Annotated in this window: 16 protein-coding genes and 2 pseudogenes; 8 read left to right on the top strand and 10 right to left on the bottom strand. The window is 70.8% G+C overall.

Features of this window, described 5'->3' with window-relative positions; genetic code table 11:
- Positions 1-83 precede the first annotated feature (83 nt).
- Both ACSURM_RS39065 and ACSURM_RS39060 read left to right on the top strand, forming a co-directional pair.
- A complete protein-coding gene (locus ACSURM_RS39065) occupies positions 84-338 on the top strand; it encodes a hypothetical protein (RefSeq protein WP_436961438.1) in 255 nt (84 codons plus the stop codon).
- Positions 335-709, top strand: a complete 375-nt coding sequence (locus ACSURM_RS39060) for a PIN domain-containing protein (protein ID WP_436961437.1) — start codon at positions 335-337, stop codon at positions 707-709. The genes ACSURM_RS39065 and ACSURM_RS39060 overlap by 4 nt, the downstream gene beginning before the upstream one ends.
- Positions 710-809: 100 nt before the next feature.
- Here the strand turns inward: ACSURM_RS39060 and ACSURM_RS39055 are convergent, their stop codons facing one another.
- From ACSURM_RS39055 to ACSURM_RS39045, 3 genes are all read right to left on the bottom strand, one after another.
- Positions 810-1,190, bottom strand: coding sequence for a hypothetical protein (locus ACSURM_RS39055; protein ID WP_436961436.1), 381 nt, complete (start codon positions 1,188-1,190; stop codon positions 810-812).
- 13 nt (positions 1,191-1,203) lie between these two features.
- Positions 1,204-1,575 carry a hypothetical protein gene (locus ACSURM_RS39050; protein ID WP_436961435.1) on the bottom strand — a complete coding sequence of 124 codons (372 nt, stop codon included), beginning with the start codon at positions 1,573-1,575 and terminating at the stop codon, positions 1,204-1,206.
- 620 nt (positions 1,576-2,195) lie between these two features.
- Complete coding sequence (locus tag ACSURM_RS39045; RefSeq protein ID WP_436961434.1) at positions 2,196-2,690, bottom strand: hypothetical protein; 495 nt, start codon at positions 2,688-2,690, stop codon at positions 2,196-2,198.
- 745 nt (positions 2,691-3,435) lie between these two features.
- Here ACSURM_RS39045 and ACSURM_RS39040 point away from each other — a divergent pair.
- Positions 3,436-3,699 (top strand): hypothetical protein, encoded by a 264-nt coding sequence (locus ACSURM_RS39040; RefSeq protein WP_436961433.1) that lies wholly within the window; start codon positions 3,436-3,438, stop codon positions 3,697-3,699.
- A gap of 48 nt (positions 3,700-3,747) precedes the next feature.
- On the opposite strand, the gene ACSURM_RS39035 is transcribed toward ACSURM_RS39040, so the two are convergent.
- From ACSURM_RS39035 to ACSURM_RS39025, 3 genes and pseudogenes are all read right to left on the bottom strand, one after another.
- Positions 3,748-8,316 (bottom strand): trypsin-like peptidase domain-containing protein, encoded by a 4,569-nt coding sequence (locus ACSURM_RS39035; protein ID WP_436961432.1) that lies wholly within the window; start codon positions 8,314-8,316, stop codon positions 3,748-3,750.
- A 66-nt stretch (positions 8,317-8,382) separates the two neighbouring features.
- Positions 8,383-8,685: a trypco2 family protein gene (locus tag ACSURM_RS39030; protein ID WP_436961431.1), complete on the bottom strand. Its 303-nt coding sequence runs from the start codon at positions 8,683-8,685 to the stop codon at positions 8,383-8,385.
- A 93-nt stretch (positions 8,686-8,778) separates the two neighbouring features.
- Positions 8,779-9,339: pseudogene (locus ACSURM_RS39025) on the bottom strand (5'-nucleotidase C-terminal domain-containing protein); the annotation flags it as partial.
- Positions 9,340-9,375: 36 nt separating this feature from the next.
- On the opposite strand from ACSURM_RS39025, the pseudogene ACSURM_RS39020 reads away from it, so the two are divergent.
- Positions 9,376-9,645: pseudogene (locus ACSURM_RS39020) on the top strand (DUF523 domain-containing protein); the annotation flags it as partial.
- Positions 9,646-9,846: 201 nt separating this feature from the next.
- Here the strand turns inward: ACSURM_RS39020 and ACSURM_RS39015 are convergent.
- Together ACSURM_RS39015 and ACSURM_RS39010 are read right to left on the bottom strand one after the other, a co-directional pair.
- Positions 9,847-10,581: a hypothetical protein gene (locus ACSURM_RS39015; RefSeq protein WP_436961430.1), complete on the bottom strand. Its 735-nt coding sequence runs from the start codon at positions 10,579-10,581 to the stop codon at positions 9,847-9,849.
- Positions 10,582-10,926: 345 nt separating this feature from the next.
- Complete coding sequence (locus tag ACSURM_RS39010; RefSeq protein ID WP_436961429.1) at positions 10,927-11,274, bottom strand: hypothetical protein; 348 nt, start codon at positions 11,272-11,274, stop codon at positions 10,927-10,929.
- A gap of 247 nt (positions 11,275-11,521) precedes the next feature.
- Here ACSURM_RS39010 and ACSURM_RS39005 point away from each other — a divergent pair, with 247 nt between their 5' ends.
- Both ACSURM_RS39005 and ACSURM_RS39000 read left to right on the top strand, forming a co-directional pair.
- On the top strand, positions 11,522-11,731 hold the full coding sequence (locus ACSURM_RS39005; protein ID WP_436961428.1) for an effector-associated constant component EACC1: 210 nt from the start codon (positions 11,522-11,524) through the stop codon (positions 11,729-11,731).
- Positions 11,732-11,735: 4 nt separating this feature from the next.
- A complete protein-coding gene (locus ACSURM_RS39000; RefSeq protein ID WP_436961427.1) occupies positions 11,736-12,095 on the top strand; it encodes a hypothetical protein in 360 nt (119 codons plus the stop codon).
- A 7-nt stretch (positions 12,096-12,102) separates the two neighbouring features.
- On the opposite strand, the gene ACSURM_RS38995 is transcribed toward ACSURM_RS39000, so the two are convergent.
- On the bottom strand, positions 12,103-12,360 hold the full coding sequence (locus tag ACSURM_RS38995; RefSeq protein ID WP_436961426.1) for a hypothetical protein: 258 nt from the start codon (positions 12,358-12,360) through the stop codon (positions 12,103-12,105).
- Positions 12,361-12,422: 62 nt separating this feature from the next.
- Between ACSURM_RS38995 and ACSURM_RS38990 the strand changes: the two genes are divergently transcribed.
- Positions 12,423-12,572: a hypothetical protein gene (locus tag ACSURM_RS38990; RefSeq protein ID WP_436961425.1), complete on the top strand. Its 150-nt coding sequence runs from the start codon at positions 12,423-12,425 to the stop codon at positions 12,570-12,572.
- On the opposite strand, the gene ACSURM_RS38985 is transcribed toward ACSURM_RS38990, so the two are convergent.
- Positions 12,536-14,368, bottom strand: a complete 1,833-nt coding sequence (locus tag ACSURM_RS38985; protein ID WP_436961424.1) for a zeta toxin family protein — start codon at positions 14,366-14,368, stop codon at positions 12,536-12,538. The genes ACSURM_RS38990 and ACSURM_RS38985 overlap by 37 nt on opposite strands.
- A gap of 127 nt (positions 14,369-14,495) precedes the next feature.
- On the opposite strand from ACSURM_RS38985, the gene tap reads away from it, so the two are divergent.
- Positions 14,496-16,715 carry a telomere-associated protein Tap gene (tap, locus tag ACSURM_RS38980; RefSeq protein WP_436961423.1) on the top strand — a complete coding sequence of 740 codons (2,220 nt, stop codon included), beginning with the start codon at positions 14,496-14,498 and terminating at the stop codon, positions 16,713-16,715.
- The last annotated feature ends 2 nt before the right edge of the window (positions 16,716-16,717 follow it).

Raw genomic sequence — 16,717 nt, 5'->3', positions numbered from 1 at the left:
TGTGCAAGTCGACTGTGGCACACGGCTTGCGCATTGCGCAAGCACTTGTCGGTTTGAGTTCTACCGGCGGTAGAATCGACGGTATGAGCAAGCCGACCAGCATCAAGACCAGCGAGGAAGTCCGCGACCGGCTGCGCATCCTCGCTGACGAGCGCGGCACCACCATCACCGAGCTGCTGGAAGAGCTCGCCACCCGCGAGCTCACCGCGGCCGAGCGCGAGCAGCGCGCTGCCCAAGCCGCCCGTGAGCTCGGTATCGAATACACCGAGCAGGTGAAGCAGGCCGGCCGGGACGCCTGGGCGAAGATCCGCGCCCATCAGGGCGGCGCCGCCGCATGAACCTGACCGCAGTCCTGGACCACACCGCCCTGGCCGCTCTGTTCCGCGCGGACCCTTTCTTCACCGGCCTGTACATCGAGGCCTCACGCGGCACCGGCCGGGTGATCATCCCATCCCTGTCCGTGCTGGCCGCCGAACGCCAGGTCGCCGGCGCGGGCAGGCACGCGGCCACCCTGCGGTTCGCGGAAAACATGCCGTTCACCGCCGCGCACGCGGTGGACGCGATGGACTGGAAGAACACCGACTGGCCGGTGGCCCACGCCGCGGCGATCGCCTGGCAGGCGGCGAAGGCCGGCGAGCCGCTGACCGTCCTGTCGCTGGAACCCGGGCTGTACGCGGGCACCGGCATCATCCCGCTCAACCCGACCTGAACCCGTTCAGCCGCGGACCGCATACACAAGGGCCTTCGCCTCTGAGGAGGCGAAGGCCCTTGCTCGCGGATTAGGCGGCTGTTTCCTGCTGGCCCTCTGGTCAGAACATGTGGGGTGCCAGGCCGGCAGCCCCTCCGCCGACGACCGGCACGGCCAGGACGAGCCAGCCGCGGACGTTGCCGGTCAGCGCTCCTTCCTGCCGGACCAGCAGGGCCAGCCCCATGCCCGCGGTAGCGGGCAGCAGGACGCCGAGGATCGCCAGCGTCAGCAGATTCGGGACCTCGTGCCGGGAGACCGACCATCCGGCGGCAAGACTGAGCGCTGCTGCTGTCAGCAGTTCCCGGGTCGGTTGCAGGAGTTCGTGGCGCGTCCGACGGACACCTGAGACGCGGACACTGCGCCGCACGGTGAGCAGCATCCACGCAATACCCGCGACGACCAGAGCGATCTCGCTGACCAGCACAATCCGTGCAGCAACCATGGCTGTTCCCCTATCAGGTGCAGGCATCCTTGATCTCGTCGACACCCAGGAAGATGAGGGCAACCTCCTTCAGGTCACTGGCGAGTGACTGCCCTTGCCCCTTTCGTACTCCCTTGATGGCATTGATGACACGCTTGACCCCGTACTTCTTGACAATCTTCGCGACCTTCACGACCTTGGCGGCCGGAATGAGAGCGCCGCCGACAGCGGCGGCAATAAGCCCCATGCACTTGAGATCGAAGATGCCTCGCTCGTTCTGACCTTTCAGATAGGCGAGAGTCGCCTCGCCGCCCTGGTCGAGAACGCTGTCAGGTACAGCGGCGAGCTTCTCCAGGTACTTCTCTATCTCGGCATCGGCGAGCGCGTAGAACTCCTCGTCGGACAACTTCCCATCGCCGCTGGATACGACTGCCCCCGAGGCGCCCTGGGTACGAGCCGCTGTCGTGGATTTCTCCGCAGCGGCGGAAGCCACAGAGTGATCACCGCCTATTACGGCAGCGTTAGCGATGCCAATGCCGGACACTCCGACAGCAGCGGCACAAACAGTGGACACTAAGGCGATCCGAAGACGGGTACGGTTCACTTGCACTTCCCTTCGGTGACGCAGCAGGAACTCTCCGACAATTTGCGGTCTTCGAATTCCGCAGCGCCGCAACCCCTGCTGCTTCTCACATTGAGCACTCCATGACACCTGCCTCACTCCGTGCGTGACGGGCAGCCAGAACTGCCGACTGAAGCAGCTCTCATGAATTAGTCAGCAATATATGCGGGTTTATCTCGGCATGGCTCTGGCAAATGGACCTCATACTCAGGGTCTTTGGTCCTTTTCCGCACTCCTGCCGCCGGGCGGCCCCGACCCGGGCGTCGGCGGACACCTCCGGGTGCGGCCGTTCACCTCCGTCGACCCGGCCGTGGCCCGCCGGACAGCTCAGCAGGCCGCCCGGCTACAGGGTGGACAACGCGCAGCTCACGCTCGTTGCCACCCCAGTCGCCAGGCCGGCGCTCTTACGTACCCCGGTCGGCGACGACCACGGTCTCGGCCGCGCTCAGCGCCGCCAGCACCTGCGCCTGGCCCTCCTCAGCGCCGAGGACCCCGGCGACGAGGGCCTCGGCCACCCGCGCCGCGTGTCCGAGCGCGGCCGTCACCCCGCCGGCCTCCCGGTACGCCCGTGACTCCGCCAGAAACGCGGCGGCGGCCGCCAGGGCGAGCGCGACGTCCCCACCGCGGTCCTCCGGGCCGTGCATCGCCAGCGACCGCAGCCACAGGTCGGAGTGGGACTGCACGACCTGGTCGTAGCCGCGGTAGTCGATGACCGTGCCGCACGTCCCGCCGACGCCCTCTCCCGTGAACGACTTGCCCCAGTCCCGTTCCGCCAGCCACCGGTGCCGCGCGCACACCGCTACCCGGTAGTCGACGTCCCACTCCTTGCGACGCGACCGGCGCACAACGACCATCGTCGACGGCGCGGTACACGTGGCGATCTGGCGGAGCACGGGCATGGCCGCCCCTCCCCTTCTCTCGGTTACTGGTCCGGCCGAGCATGGTCGTGACCGGGCCTGCCGTGTGCACTCCGCTGTGCACAAGGGGCGTGACCCAACTCTCACTTCGAGGCAGGTCCCGCCTCCGCCACCGGAAGGACGCCGTTACGGCTGTGTGTGCGGGTTGTTCTCCGTGCGCGGGCCGGGAGCCGGTGGGGTGCCGTTACGGATGTGCGTGCGGGTCGTTGTGCTCGTTATGGCTACGCGTGATGGATGTCGTCCCTGTTTCCTGTGTGCCGCCGATGTGTCGGACGGACCGGCGTATCTCGTCGTCGGTGCCGTCCGCCAGGGCCGGGGGTGGGTGGCCGGCCGCTTTCTGATCTGCGCGTGCTGTTACGAAAAAGGGTGTCCCGACCCGGTCACGGGGCTGTCCCGCCCGGCTGCCGCACGGCAGACGGCGGCGGCCCGGTGGGAGGACCTGGTCGGCCGGGGAGAGGTACTGCCGCCCACGCCGTGCGCCGCCTGCCATCTGGCCGTCGTTCGGCGGGCGGAGAAGCTGCTGGCCGGGGTGACGTGCTCGAGGGCGTGCCGTACTTCTCTCACGCGGATCCGTAACGGCGGCAGGGGATCGGGGCGGCCGTGCGGCGCGTGCGGGGCGCCCGTTACGGCTGGGCGTGCGGATTCGTCGTACTGCGGGCCACCGTGCCGACAGAAGGCGTACCGGCGCCGCGCCGCCGCCCGCCGCACGACACCCGCCCACGACCCCGTGGCCGAGCTGATCCAGGCCATGGCACCCTTCGTGGCCGGCCACGCCGGAGGGCTCTCTCAGTCCCTGCAAAAAGCCCTGTACCGGCTGGAGACCGCCTATCGGGACGGACCACAGCGGCAGAAGACGGCCCTGGCCCGCCTCGCCGCCATGGACCCCGACCGAGTCAGGATCCCGGACACGGCCGACGGACGCCGCCTGCGTGCCGCTCTGCACTCGGCCCGCAGCACGATCAACCCGCAGGTGCGTGTTCACGCTCGGTGAGCGTGAACAGTTCGGCGATGTGCCGAGCGCCCGGAACCAGGGGTGCGCTCATGAAGAGTCCACCCGCTCGGCTCCCAGTAGTTCGAGCGCTTCGAAAGCGCGCGGTGCCACCGGGGAGCCACTGGAGGCGACGGCGCGCAGGGCGCGCAGCACTTGGGGGCGGGAGGACCGATGTAGATCGACCAGTACGGACAGTGAGCGCTCCACGTCATATGCGCCGGGGTCCGAGACCACTGTCGCGCACAGCGCGTCCACCGCCCATGTCTCCCACCGCCCGCCCCCGGACGCGATTGCGCTCAGCGTGTCCTCTCCCCAGTCCCGGACCGGAGTGCGCCAGAACATCGGCCACCGTCCGAGACGCGCCGGAAGGCGCCGCGCGTGCGCGTCGCCGAGAAGGACAAGGCTCTCGGCGATCTCACGCCGCTGGAACGACCAGTGTCGCTCGCTGACGAGCATCCGCCGCAACGCCCGTGCGGCAACGGTGATCGAGCGGTTGTCACCGAGGGCGATCAGAATCTTTGCCAGCTCCAGCCGTCGCCTGTGTCGGCCCGGTCCGAGCACGCGCAGCCTGGCTCTGACCGCGCGCCCGAGCTCGGCTGCGGGCACCTCACGGCTGATCCGGGGCAGGTAACTGGGGAAGGAGGGGTGCATCCTGACGGCGTGCCGGCCCAGAATCCGCCGCGCCCGAGCCCTGAGCCCGCCGGACAGCAGTCCCGGTGCGACGAACGGCCCGGACGACACCAGCGGCCTGATCGAGTACAGCGCCCCCACCTCTCCGGCGGGCTCGACGACGTCGTACAGGGCACGGATCGTGCGGCGCGACAGCCGCCCTTCCAGGAAGGCCAGGGCCCGGATCGCGCGCAGCCGCTCGGTGGCGGAGGCCCGGCGGCAGACGGCGAGTTCTTCGAGCAAAGCGGCGTCGGTGGGCACCCACTCCGCACCGAGGGCGAGCAACCCTTGCAGCGCGCCCAGGCGTACGGCAGGGTCGGGGCTGCCGACCGAGACGCGCAGGGCGTTGCCGACCTGGCGTACGTGTCCGTCCCCAAGCTGTCTCAGAGTATCGGCCACGGTACGGACGTACGAGCGGTCCAGTCGGGTGAGCGTGCGACGCAGTGTGGCGGCCAGCTCCGCCTTGTGGGCCGGGGTCGCCCGGCACAGCGCGTCGTTCGCCGCCGTCCGGTGTTCCGTCTTCCAGTTCTGCCCCGCGAGACGCAGGAGGAGCGGAGAGTCGCCGGGCGGCTGGAGGACACCCAGCGTGAGCAGGGCGTCGAGGACCGCTTCCCGCAGCCCCCGGTTCCGCAGGGAGGTGTCGTACAGGTCGTCGGCCGGGCCTTCGTACCCGTAGAGGGCACGCAGTTCACGGGCCGTCTCGGCGGGGAACGTCTCGTACATCGCGCCCAGCGCGGCCATGACGTCGGGCCTGAAGCGCCCGTAGTTGCCCACGGAGTCGAGAGCGCACACGCCGTCCACCAGGACGGGTACGGCCGCAGCGCCGTCCGCCGCGAGCATCTGCCGTACCGCCTCTTCCAAGGAGGTGTCAACGGCGGCCGGCTCACCACGTGACCATGCCTCACCCGCCCGGACCGCTCTGTCCAGAGCGTCCTCAACGGTCCCTCCCGCCGGTTCCCGGGGCTCGTGGCCGTTCAGCTCCCGGGCCGCCCATCGCAGGTACTCGTGTCGCGTGGTGTGCGCCCGCATCAGCGGGACGGCCTCGGACGCGTACGGCTCGCCGAAGCGAAGCAGTCGGCTCGCGGCCCGGCCCCGCAGGTAGGAGGTGGACCGGTCGTTTCCCGTGCTTCGTGTGATGTAGCGGCGCATCACCCGCACGGCGGTCTTCCGGTGGCGTCCGCCGCCGATGGTGCTCAGGGTGTCGACGGCGACCATGGCATAGGACACGAGGGAAAGGGACAGCGGGTTCAGCGCCGTCCATGCCAGCCACTCGATCGCCTCCCGCTCGTACGCCTCCCCCAGTTCCGCGAGGGTCCGGGCGGCGGCGATCTGTCCCAAGGCGTACGGACCGCCTTTTTGCCCCCGCAGCGCCGCCCTCAGCATCTCGGCCTGAGTCTCTTCGTGCCCGGCACCCAGTTGCTCCGCCGTCCTGATCCGGTCCCAGGGCAAGGGCCCAGGACCACGCCAGATCACCGCCAGCGCAGCCGTCGTCTGCTCGGGCCAGTCGTCCTTCAGGAACTGTCCGATGGCGTGCACCTCCCACGGGTCCACCCCGTACGAGGCCGCGATGTCCGGCAGTTCCCTGGCCACCGCCTCTCCGTCGGCCGGCGCCAGCACTCGGGCGGCGGACAGCCGTTCCGGCGGAGAGCCCGTCACCAGTTGCTCGCGCAGGTACTCCGTCACCAGCGGATGACGCAGCCTCGCGAGCAGGTGGTCCGCGTCTCCCCCACGTTCCCTCAGCGCCTCCAGGAACCGCCGGTAGTGCACCTCGTCCGCCGGGTACCGGTCCGCCATCAGTTCGGCGGCGAGAACGTGGCCATCGAACGCGCCGTTCTGCAACCGTTCGAGCAGGCTCCCGCCCGAGTTGCGGCGGGCGTGGTGGACGAGCGCCTTGCGGTACAGGGCGGTCAGTGGGTGACCGGTGATGCCGGAGGCGGCCAGGAGCGTCGTCCGCCAGAGGGGATCGGCAGGGTCGAAGCTGGGTGCCAGGCGTGTCGCGAGCCACTCTGCGGCAAGGTGCTCGGCGAAGGTCGTGTGCAAAAACTCCAGGCCCCGGCCCCGGCGGATGAACAGCCCGGTGGTCAGGAGGGTTTCGGTGAGGACGGCGGACCAGCCGTCCAGCGGCGGGCCGGCGAACTTCGCCCACCAGCGTCCCGCGACCCCCACCAGATCCCGCTCCCCCTCCGTCACCTGCGCGTACGCCACTTCCCTGAGCAGCTCACCGGCGTGCTCCCGCAGGTGGACGATCACCCTGGTGCCGTCCGGTGTCGGTGCCGCGCGTTCCTCCAGATCTGCCCACAGCCGCCGGGCCTGCTCGTGCTTGACCGCGCGCAGGTGGAGGCGGAACTGCTCGTACAGGTCCCAGGAGTTGTCGGGGAGCGGGGCGTCGGGCCTGCTGCCGTGGACGACGGCGGCGACGGTCGCGAGCAGGGGGACGCCGAGCAATTCGCCGAGGCCAGTGGCGTCGACCTGGGCGAGGAAGTCCTCGGTGCGCTCTGGGTGGCCCGAGTCGGCGAACCAGCCGTGCGCGAACTCCTCCAGGCGGCGCCGGTCGAAGAGGTCGAGGACGTAGCGGTGGAAACCAGACTCGGTGAGCTGTGAGGCGGCGTCTGGGTCGGGGCGGGTGGTGAGGAGCAGATACGGACCGTCGTCCGTACCGTTCTGTCCGGCCCGGTCGGCGAGGCGGTGGATGAGGCGGCTACGGTGATCGTGGGGGACTTCGTCGAGGGCGTCGATCAGCACCAGCCAGCGGGCGCCGCCCGGCAGTGGCGGCAGCGTGTCCAGGCCGACGGCCTCGGCGACCGCGCTCACCAACGAGTGGCTGGCCATGCCGAGCTGGGCCGCGGGCACCCACAGCGGTACGAGCGTTTCCGGCGCGGGGGACGCCGCGAGCGCCGCGTCGCCGAATTCCAGGCCGCACATGTGCAGCAGCGTCGTCTTGCCGGCGCCGGGGGGCGCCTCGATCAGGAGGTGGCCGGCCGTTCCGGAACGGAACGACTCCGTAAGGATCTCGCGCAGGGGGCGGGACGGTCCGGAGGGCGGCGGGGCGTACTCGTGGTGGCGGAGCAAGCCCGCGGCTCCGACCGGCGCGGACCCGTCGAACGACTCCGGGCCCTCCGGTGTCCTGGCGGCGTCAGGCGGTGGGCCCGGGCTCAGCACCTGCCGCACGTACACGTCCGTCAACCGCCGCGCCCGCCGGTCCTCACGGAACCGGTACGGCAGTTCGGCGGCCTGCTCCCGTTGCCGGGCCAGCACCTCCCGTACGGCCTTCGGTAGCCAGTGCGTGTCGCCCGTCCCGGATTCCGCCGGCACACGCGCGGACGACGGCTCCACCACCAGGCGCACGGGCAACGGCTCGGCCTCGACGCCGTGTCCGGCGAGCGCGGAAAGGAACCGGTCGTCGGTGAGGCCGGTCAAGGTGGTGCCGGTCAGCCCGCGCCGGTCGCCATCCGGACGATGACTGGTGACGACGCCGACGAGCAGCCCTTCGTACACCGTGCGCAGACCCGCCCCCGAACAGCCCTCCCAGGGAGACCGTCCCGGCGGGCCCGGTGGCGGGTCACTGCTCGTCAGGGAGAGCTGTATCTGATGGTCCGAGCGGTCCGAGCCCAACTGGACGGTTCCGTTCAGTTGATGGCTGCGCGGCAGGCCGTCCTCCAGGGCGAAACGCGGGAATCCGACCGCGTGCACAGCAACCTGTCCGGCGCCCTCGGGCAGCACCGCGAACCGCACCGGCTCAGGCCCCGGGGCAGCCTTCTTCGACGCTGCCCCGGGGTCCGGGGCGGGGGTCTCCAGCGTCAGCAGGGCGATGTCCCGGTCGGTGGCCGCCACCACCTCTCGTACCAGCGCTCGTTCGCCCGCCGAGCGGACCTCGTACGGGCCCGGCCCTCGTACCGCGTGCGCGGCGGTGATCACCAGCCCAGGGGCGAGCAGAAAACCCGACGCCACGAAGTACGGTCGGCCTGCCCGCTCTACCACCTGCACCGCACGGCTTCCACCCCCGTGCACCGCGCGTCACCGGTCCCCGAGTCCGACTCTGCCGTCACCGGTCAGCACCCGTCCGCCGCCGGCCGTCTCGGCGGTCAGTCGCAGAGACACGGTGTGGGTGATGGTGGTCTCCCTGGCGGCCTTCGCGTCGGCCGACAGCACCCAGAACCGCACGCCTCCGCCACCCTCCGTGGCCCGCTGGACGCTCACCTCCAGGTTCAGGTCGACCTGTTCGACATGTAGCCGCACGGTGTCGCCGGCCGCTTCCAGCGTGGCTTCGGCCAGCTCGGCGCGCAACGCCCGCAAGGCGTCCGCGAGCCCGATCTCCATTCCTGGCTCCCCCCTTCGACGGTCATCCGATCGTAGAAGCACAGTGGGTCGTCGGTAGCCCTGACGACCCGCTCTTTCCTCATGAGTTCATCATCACTGCACGATCGTGATCCGGTTCGCCACCGGCGGAGTCAGCGGAGCCGACACCGAGGAGTTCGCCGTGAGGTACTGCGCGAGCGCCGACAGGTCGTCCGTGCCGCAGAGGTCTCCCGTGCCGAGGCCGAGCGTGGGGAAGCCGTCGCCGCCGCCCGCGAGGAAGCTGTTCGTCGCGACGCGGTACGTGGCGGCCGGGTCGATAGGAGCGCCGTTCAGGCGGATGCTGTCCGTGACCACGCGGTCCGCGCCCGACTTCGTCAGGTCGAGGGTGTAGGTGAGGTTCGCGGACGGCTGGAGGATCTTCGGGGAGGCCGCGTTCGTACCGGTGACCTGCTCCTTCAGCACCTGGACGACCTGCGCGCCGGTGAAGTTCTGGAGGTTGACGGTGTTGGCAAACGGCTGGACGGTGAAGCCCTCCGCGTACGTCACCACACCGTCGCCCTCGGCACCCTTGGCCGCGAAGGTGAACCCGGCCCGTACACTGCCGGGGTTCATCAGGGCGAGGTCGGTGTCAGGGTCGAGCTGACGGCCGTACGCGAGCCGCGCGTCGGCGATCGGCCCGGAGATGCCGTCGCCCGCGCCCGGCGCGTCGCAGGGCACGCCGTGCTCGACGGCACGGCACGCGTGGTCGACGACATGGGTTGCGACGTGACGGCGGAGTTCGTCGCCGGAGCCCGCCTCGCGCTCGCGGCGGCCCGGCGCAGTGGCTGCCAGGAGACCCTGCTGATGCCGCGCAGCCCCTCGTGCGGCTGCGGCACGGTCCACGACGGCTCGTTCACCGGCCGACTGACGGCGGGCGACGGGGTCACCGCGGCCCTGCTCGAACGGAACGGCATCACAGTCCGGCCCGCGCCCGGAGCATGAACCCGTCACCCCTGCCGGGGTGCCGTCTCCTATGGGGTGTGGGCCGGGTGTCTCACCGAGTTCGGCCGCGAGGTGACGGATCCACTGGATCAAGAGTCCTGCGCCCGCTCCTGGCCTTCGCCGACGGCTCGCCCATGAAGATCAGCTGGTACCTCGGGCAGGCCACGGCGGGCGCGCTGCCGCGCCGGAGCCGCGTGTGAATCAGTGCACCGCCAGCTCTGTGAGGGGTGCGTAGCGGAAGGCCAGGAGGTACCACGGCAGACCGGACTCCTGCTCGGCCGCGCCGGGTCCGGTCCGGCGCCAGTTACCGTCGGCGCCCCGGTGCCACGGCCTGCCCGCACCGTCGGTCACCACTGCCACGGTGCCGTCGGGCTCCTCCTGGTTGAGCGGACCGTGCGTCACCAGCTCGGGCCGCCTCGAGCGCCGGAGGGCCGCCGTGCGGAGCTGAGCGGTGAAGTACCGGCGCTGGTGAAAGATCCGCTCGGACTCGGCGGCATCGAGGACCTGGTCGTGCAAGGCGGGCAGACCAGATGCCGTGGGAGCGGGCGGTTCCAGCGGCAGTGGGTCCTTCGCCGGCGGGGTGCGCCGGCCCGGCCATTCCAGGGCGTCGTCATCGCCGTCCAGGAACAGCTCGTAGGTGCGCGGCTCCTCGTGTTCACCGTCGGTGTGGCCCAATGGCTTGCCGCAGTAGTGGATGGTCCAGTTGTCGCGGGTCATCCACCGCACAGGGCAGAGCGTCCCACCGGGCCCGTAGCGCACACGCAGGACCGTACGCTGGTCCCGTTCCGGACTGACGACCGCTGACCGTCCGAGCGCGGCGAGCGCCGTCATGGCGATGCGGACCGCGGGGTGCTCCGGTGGGCAGAGCAGGGCGAGCGTGCCTCCGAGCACGGGGTCGTCGGCGAAGTTCGCCCCGTCGACCAAGTCCTCGCTCATCTTGCGGGCCCTCAGAGCCGTCCGCATGACGCCCGCCATGTGTCCTGGCGTATCCGGACTTCACGTGCCGGCGGCTGCCCACGATGTAGGACGTCTCGTGCAGCCGGGTGGAAGGCATCGTGCGGGGCCGCCGGCCCGTATAGGCGTCGACAACGACGGTCTCGTGCGGTTCTGGCTCGGTGACCATCACACGGGTCGGACGACGGTCTGGGCCACACGGTCTCAACGACTCGTAGACGGCGCCGGCTGGAGGTGCGAGCAACTCGGTCACGCTGGCACCGTAGCGCCACCGATGTACCGCACTACCGCGGGCAGCGCGTGGACCTGCCACATCGTGCCGGGTGCTTACCCGCCCAGGGAGCGGCGGAGGATGTCGTGCTCTTGGCGGTGCTGCCCGCGCGGGGTGTGGGTGGTGACGCGGGTCTGGTGGGGCTGTTCGGCGCGTAGCTGGCTGCCGTAGTCGTCTGTGGCGCGCAGGAGTTGGGCGGGTGTGGGCGGGGCGGGCCAGCACTGGAGGAGGTAGTGCTCGGTGATGGTGTCGGGGGCGAGGTCGACGGCTTGGTCGCGGCCGCGGGCGTGGACGCGGAGCCGGTAGGTGCCGGGGCCGGTTGCCGCGAGGGAGGGGAGGTCTTCGTCCAGGTCGGTCATGAGGGGGGTGACCTGGAGGGTGCCGGTGGGGGAGTGGAGGGACATCTCTGCGATCTCCTCCCGCTCCCCGGCATCCGGCGCGGGCTCGTGGCGGTGGTCGGAATGACGAGTTCCTGCTCCAGCATGCCGACCGCAGCGTTCACGAGCTTCTGCGGCTTGACTACCTGGTGCTGAACGGTGGGCAGAGTGACCTCCGGATTGAGATGATGGGTGGATACCGCCGGACGAGAGCTGGCCCGCCGGCGCCTGCGACCGACACCATCTGCTGAACAGGTGGCTGTAAGGGGGGGACATGGAGCTTGAGCCGCTGATTGCGGCGCTCGGCAGCTCGACAGCCGTGGCCACACTGGTTCGGACACTCGTGCTTTGGATGCGGTCGCGGCACCCGAAGCACGTGGTCGTCAAGGATGGGGACGGCGAGGTGAGTTTCGATCTCTCGAACAGGCGCGAGGCCCTGCGGTACTTGCAGAAGCTCGCTGACTCTGACCGAGAGGCGCGGTAATCTCGTGACGACTGCGGCCCAGGTACAACCACGAAGAGTTTTCAACTACGACCAGCTCAGCGCAGCAATCGGTGGCGCCGGGTCGGGACTTGGCACGGCAGCGCTGGGCAACCACATGGACCCGAAAGGGTTCTGGCATGACGCATTCCTGTACGCCGCACCGGTCTTGGCCATCGCGGTCAGCGTCGTGGTGAACTGGGTGTGTGCCGCTGCCGAACGTCGTGAGATAGCCCAAGGCATTAAGCGAGCCATGGCGACCGTGCAAGAGGAGCTAGACGACCCAACGACGAGTCTCACGCGCCGAGATGAGCTGAGAGCGGTTCTCAAACAACTCCGAGACGAGAAGATCGCCCACCGACTCTGATGCCCGGTCAGAACCGGCGCGTGCGCCGTGCCAGCCTGCGCGGGTCCATCTCCCCGTCGTCCTCGTCGGCGGATGGGGTGAGGCCGCCACCCAGGGCGGCCGGAGCGGCAGGGAGGACGAGGGCCTGAAGGGCCCTCGCGTCCGACTCCAGCTCCTCGGGAGTTGAGCCGCGCAGACGCCCGGCCAGTTCCTCGGGGAGGTCGTACTTCCGGGCCACGGACGAGACGAGGAGCGAGTGCTCCAGCTCTGCGTTCTTCGCCTTCACCTCGGCGAGGGCGGCCTCGAACTCATCCGGGCTCTTGGCTCATCGAGGAGCGCCGCGCGCCGGTGCCCGACAAGGAGCGCATGGAGGAGTTGAAGGTGGCTCGGGAGGCCGCCCTCGCTGACGGGGCGCAGCTGGCGACGGCGGATCCGGAGGAGGCCGGTCGGATTGCCGCTGTCTACGCCGCCCGGCTGAAGGAGCTCAAGGAGACGTAGTCAGTGGCCCTGCTCGGTACGGGCAGGGGCCACAGGGGCGGGTGCGGGCGGCCGAGGCGGGCTGGCTGCACCCGCGCGGGCATCAGCGGCCGGGCGAGTGCGGCGATCTCGTCCAGCTCCTCCCGGTGCCGGGGCAACGCCCGGCGCAGGCCTTGGTGGAGCCGGAGGAAGGCCTCGGCCTCCTGCTCGGTGTAGGGGCGGAGCCGTTCCGCTGCCAGTGCCCACGATGCCCGTCCGGCGCCGCCGCTCTCGTGGCGCAGCAGGGCCTGGCCGTCCCGGCGGATCACCGTGATGGCCGCGATCTGCGGGTGCTGCTCGGCGAGGGCGACGATGTCGGCGAGCGCGCGGAAGCAGGTGTCGTGTCCGGAGCGGCTGGTGAACCGGCCGGTGCCGCCGCGCTGCAGGGCACGGGCGTAGCGCAGCGCGGTCGCCAGACGGCTGTCGGCCTCGCGCACGGCCAGGACGACGAGTTCGACCGGGTAGCCGTCGGCGGCGAAAGGCAGCGCGCTGGCGAGGAACTCCTCCACGCTGCCGTGGGCGGCCTCGATGAGAACGTCGCCGCGCCGGTCACGGACGTACTGCTCGGCCCAGGTGAACCAGGCCCGGTAGTCGGCGCGGATCGCCGCGCCGGCGCTGCGGGGGTCGTCGCGCAGCAGGGGGAAGTAGTCGGGGTGCTGGGCCTTGAAGTCGTCGCCGACCAGCCGGGTCGTTCCGGGCCGCATCGCGCGGCGGACCATCCGGGCGGCCAGCAGCTTGCCCGCCCCGGGTTGCCCCATGACGTAGACAGCGCGCGGATCGTCCCGGGTGACGATGCCGTTCAGGTAGGACGGGACGATCAGCTCGTCGAAGACCCACCGGTGCTCAGCGGTGGAGAGCCGGTGGTAGTCGACGCCCGGCGCGCGCCGCCGGGGCTGGGCGATGCGGCGGACCGGCTCGGCGAGCGCGGCGGCCCGCCGCGCGTCCCGGACGACGGCCAAGCGCTCGTCCTCACCCGGTACGTCGCGGTGCACGCGCACCTCGGCGCGAGCTATCTCGCGGTGGAACGCGGCCGTCTCCTGGGCCGTCCATGCTCGGGCGCGGCCACGGGCAACCGCCCTGTCGGCGGCGGGCCGTCGCCGCCACGCGCCGTCGATGAGCTCGTTGCTGTACAGCACCGTTGCGTCGCGGGTCACCACGGTGATGCGGTCGGCGAGCTGCTCGGCCTCGATGACCGCGAGCGTCGGGAGCATGTTCGTCGCGCAGGAGTCGTGGTTGGTCCACGACACGAACCGGCCGCCCGCCCCCTCGCAGGCCTCGGTGAGGAACCGATCGAGGATGCCCAGCTGGCTCCACGCCTCCGGCGTCGCGAGCGCGACGACCTCGATCCGGTGCCGGGATCGGCGGTACGCCGCCGATGCCGCACGGAAGTCGCCGAGGTCGGCGAGGGCGGTCTCGACGACTGCGTCCAGGCCGTGGTCGCGGACGTACTCCTCTACGGCCGCCTGCCAGGAGCTGGTGTCCGGCCGGACCTTCGCGCCGGCGGTACGGACGTCGGCGGCCAACGCCGCAGCGTAGTGGCGGTGGGCGGCCTTGTAGAGGTCGCGGCCGATTCTCACAGTGCCACCGCGCTGCCTGAGGGCCGCCTGGACCAAGTCGGCGATCTTCGTCTTTCCAGCCCCCGGTTGGCCACCGGCGAACACCACGACCGGACGGGCCTGGGGCACGGCGCTTGCAGCGGCTGCGGGCAGGATCACCCGCCGCAGGACGTCCCGGCTCTCGCCGGCCGAAAGCACGGCGCAGTCGTCCACGTCGTCCACAGGGCCTCCAGCGCTTCTACGGTCGAGATCGTCCTGACAGACCATAGCCGCAATGAGTAATCCATGCGCAATCCAATGAGAAATCCAGCGAGTGATTGAGGTAGTATGCGGCATGGAGGTGAGCTCTGTGCCCACTGAGAACGAGCTGTTCAGCGCCGTCGACGCGCTGCTGGAAGAGGTCGCTCAGGACGATCTCCCGGCACCCGAGGAGCGCAAGCGTCTACGCGAGGCCGCCGGGCTGAGCCAGGAACAGATCGCCAAGGCTCTGAAGAGCCGGCGGGAGACCATCGGGAACTGGGAGTCAGGCGTCACCGAACCGCGGCCGCCGAAACGTGCCGCGTACGCCCGGCTCCTGGAGGGCCTCGCCGCCCGCTTCCCCGCCCCTGCCGCCGACGCGCCCGCCCCCGCTCCGGCGCCGACGGTGCCGGAGGCGTTCACCGGCCCCGCGCCCGTTCCCACCCCGGCAGCCGAAGCGGCGGCCGAAGCGGCGGCACCCCCGGCCCCGGCTGCTGCCACACGCCCGACGCCCGCCGCGAAGCCCGCCGCGTCGTCCCGGCGCCCCGGCGCGAAGAAGGCGGTGGCGAAGAAGACCACGGCGTCGGCGGCCACCGTCGAACCGCACTTCGAGAACGGGCCGCTCGCGGTGATCCATTGCGAGGACGGGCAGGTCTCGGCGTACTGCGTCGGCGGCCTGGTCCTGGACGTGCCCGCCAAGAGCATCCCCGCGCTGGTCGACTGGACACTGACCGAGGCCCGCCTCGGTCAGGCCCGGCTGCACCGCCACGGCCGCGACGCCGACCCGATCCTCGTCCTGACCGCATCCGCGCTGGAGCGCTTCGGCCTGCCGGTCGCCCTGTCGGAGGAAGAGCGGCGCGCAGGCCGCATCCCGGCCGGTCACAAGGTGGCCAAGCAGATCGAGCGCGCGGGCCTGCAGATGACCCAGCGGGGCTTCGGCCCGTGGGCCCGGCTCTACCGCGACCCCGAAGGCTCCCGGCGGCGCTGCGTCCAGCTGTGCATCCTGCCCTGGCACGCCTTGGACGCCCGCGAGTGGGGGCGCAAGGACGACCCGGAGCTGCTGCTGACGATGCACCCGGCCGACCTGGTTCAATACCTCGGTCTGTACGCGGCCCGGGTGATGACGCCGCGCGGCTCCACCGCGACGACCGGCCTGGAGCTGATGACCGCGCTGCGCCCGCCGACCCGCGCGGAGAAGAACCCGGCGACCGGCGAGTTCGAGCGGGCCTACAACGAGGACGCGCTCACCCAGCTCTACCCGGTGGTGCCGTGCGAGGTCCCCGACGAACACCCGATCCTCAAGGGCCAGTTCGCCCGGCACCACATGCGCACCCCGGCAGAGATGCTGATGGAGGAGGCATACGACTGGTGCCGGCCGCTGACCGACGAGGAGTGCGCCAACCCTTACCTGGTCGCAATCGACATCAACATGTCGTACGCCGCGGCCGCGAACGGGCTCACGGTCGGGCTGAACGGGCCGACCCACCTGACCGGCAACCCGAAGTTCGACCCGACACTGCCCGGCTCCTGGCTGGTCGACCTCAGCCACGTCGACCTGTCCCGCGTACGGGTCAACGGCCGCACGGTCGACGGCTCCCGGCTCCCGAGCCCGTTCACCCCGTCGGGCGAGCACCCCGAGGGCCCGGCCTGGTACGCCACGCCCACCGTCGCCTACGCGGTGGAGCTCGGCTTCGACGTCGCACCGATCGAGGCGTACGTGCGCACCCAGACCGGCCGCTACCTGGACCCCTGGTACAAGCGGCTGCGCGACGCCTACGTGGCCACGATGGCCGACATGGGCGTCACCACCGACCTCCAGGGACAGGAGTTCCTCGAGGCGATGGCGCGGCGCAAGCAGGTCGACCCCACGATGGCGCTGCTGGAGACCGCGATCAAGGCGACCGCGAAGGGCGCCATCGGCAAACTCAGGCAGCGCAGCCGGGGCCAGGTGCCGTACTACGAGCCCTACCCGGCGTTGGAACGGTGGACGTGGCGCCCCGACATCCGCGCCGCCGTGCTCGCGGCCCAGCGCGTCGGCCTGCACCGCAAGCTGATGAAGACGGCGGCCGCCGCCGACCTCTACCCGGTCGCGATCGGCACCGACGCCATCGTCTACCCCTCACCCGGACCGTCCCCCCTGGACGTCCTGCCGTACACGCCCGAGGGAACGCCGGCGCCCGGCACGTTCCGGCTCGGCGTCTCGCCCGGAATGGTCAAGCACCAGGGCACCCAGACCGTCCTGTGGGCGGAAGCCCAGTTCGAGGAACGCGGCGAGGTCTTCAACATCGCCAACCTCATCAAGACCGACCAGAGCGCCGGAGAAGGGGAGTAGCC

It is taken from the genome of Streptomyces sp. SudanB182_2057, from assembly GCF_964272715.1.
In the GTDB taxonomy this organism is placed as follows: domain Bacteria; phylum Actinomycetota; class Actinomycetes; order Streptomycetales; family Streptomycetaceae; genus Streptomyces; species Streptomyces rubradiris.
This window is presented reverse-complemented; position numbering and strand designations above follow the sequence as displayed.

Coding starts and splice junctions, on each gene's coding strand:
- ACSURM_RS39065 (WP_436961438.1), top strand. CDS start 84: ATGAGCAAGCCGACCAGCATCAAGACCAGCGAGGAAGTCCGCGACCGG.
- ACSURM_RS39060 (WP_436961437.1), top strand. CDS start 335: ATGAACCTGACCGCAGTCCTGGACCACACCGCCCTGGCCGCTCTGTTC.
- ACSURM_RS39055 (WP_436961436.1), bottom strand. CDS start 1,190: ATGGTTGCTGCACGGATTGTGCTGGTCAGCGAGATCGCTCTGGTCGTC.
- ACSURM_RS39045 (WP_436961434.1), bottom strand. CDS start 2,690: ATGCCCGTGCTCCGCCAGATCGCCACGTGTACCGCGCCGTCGACGATG.
- ACSURM_RS39030 (WP_436961431.1), bottom strand. CDS start 8,685: ATGGAGATCGGGCTCGCGGACGCCTTGCGGGCGTTGCGCGCCGAGCTG.
- ACSURM_RS39015 (WP_436961430.1), bottom strand. CDS start 10,581: ATGAGCGAGGACTTGGTCGACGGGGCGAACTTCGCCGACGACCCCGTG.
- ACSURM_RS39010 (WP_436961429.1), bottom strand. CDS start 11,274: ATGTCCCTCCACTCCCCCACCGGCACCCTCCAGGTCACCCCCCTCATG.
- ACSURM_RS39005 (WP_436961428.1), top strand. CDS start 11,522: ATGGAGCTTGAGCCGCTGATTGCGGCGCTCGGCAGCTCGACAGCCGTG.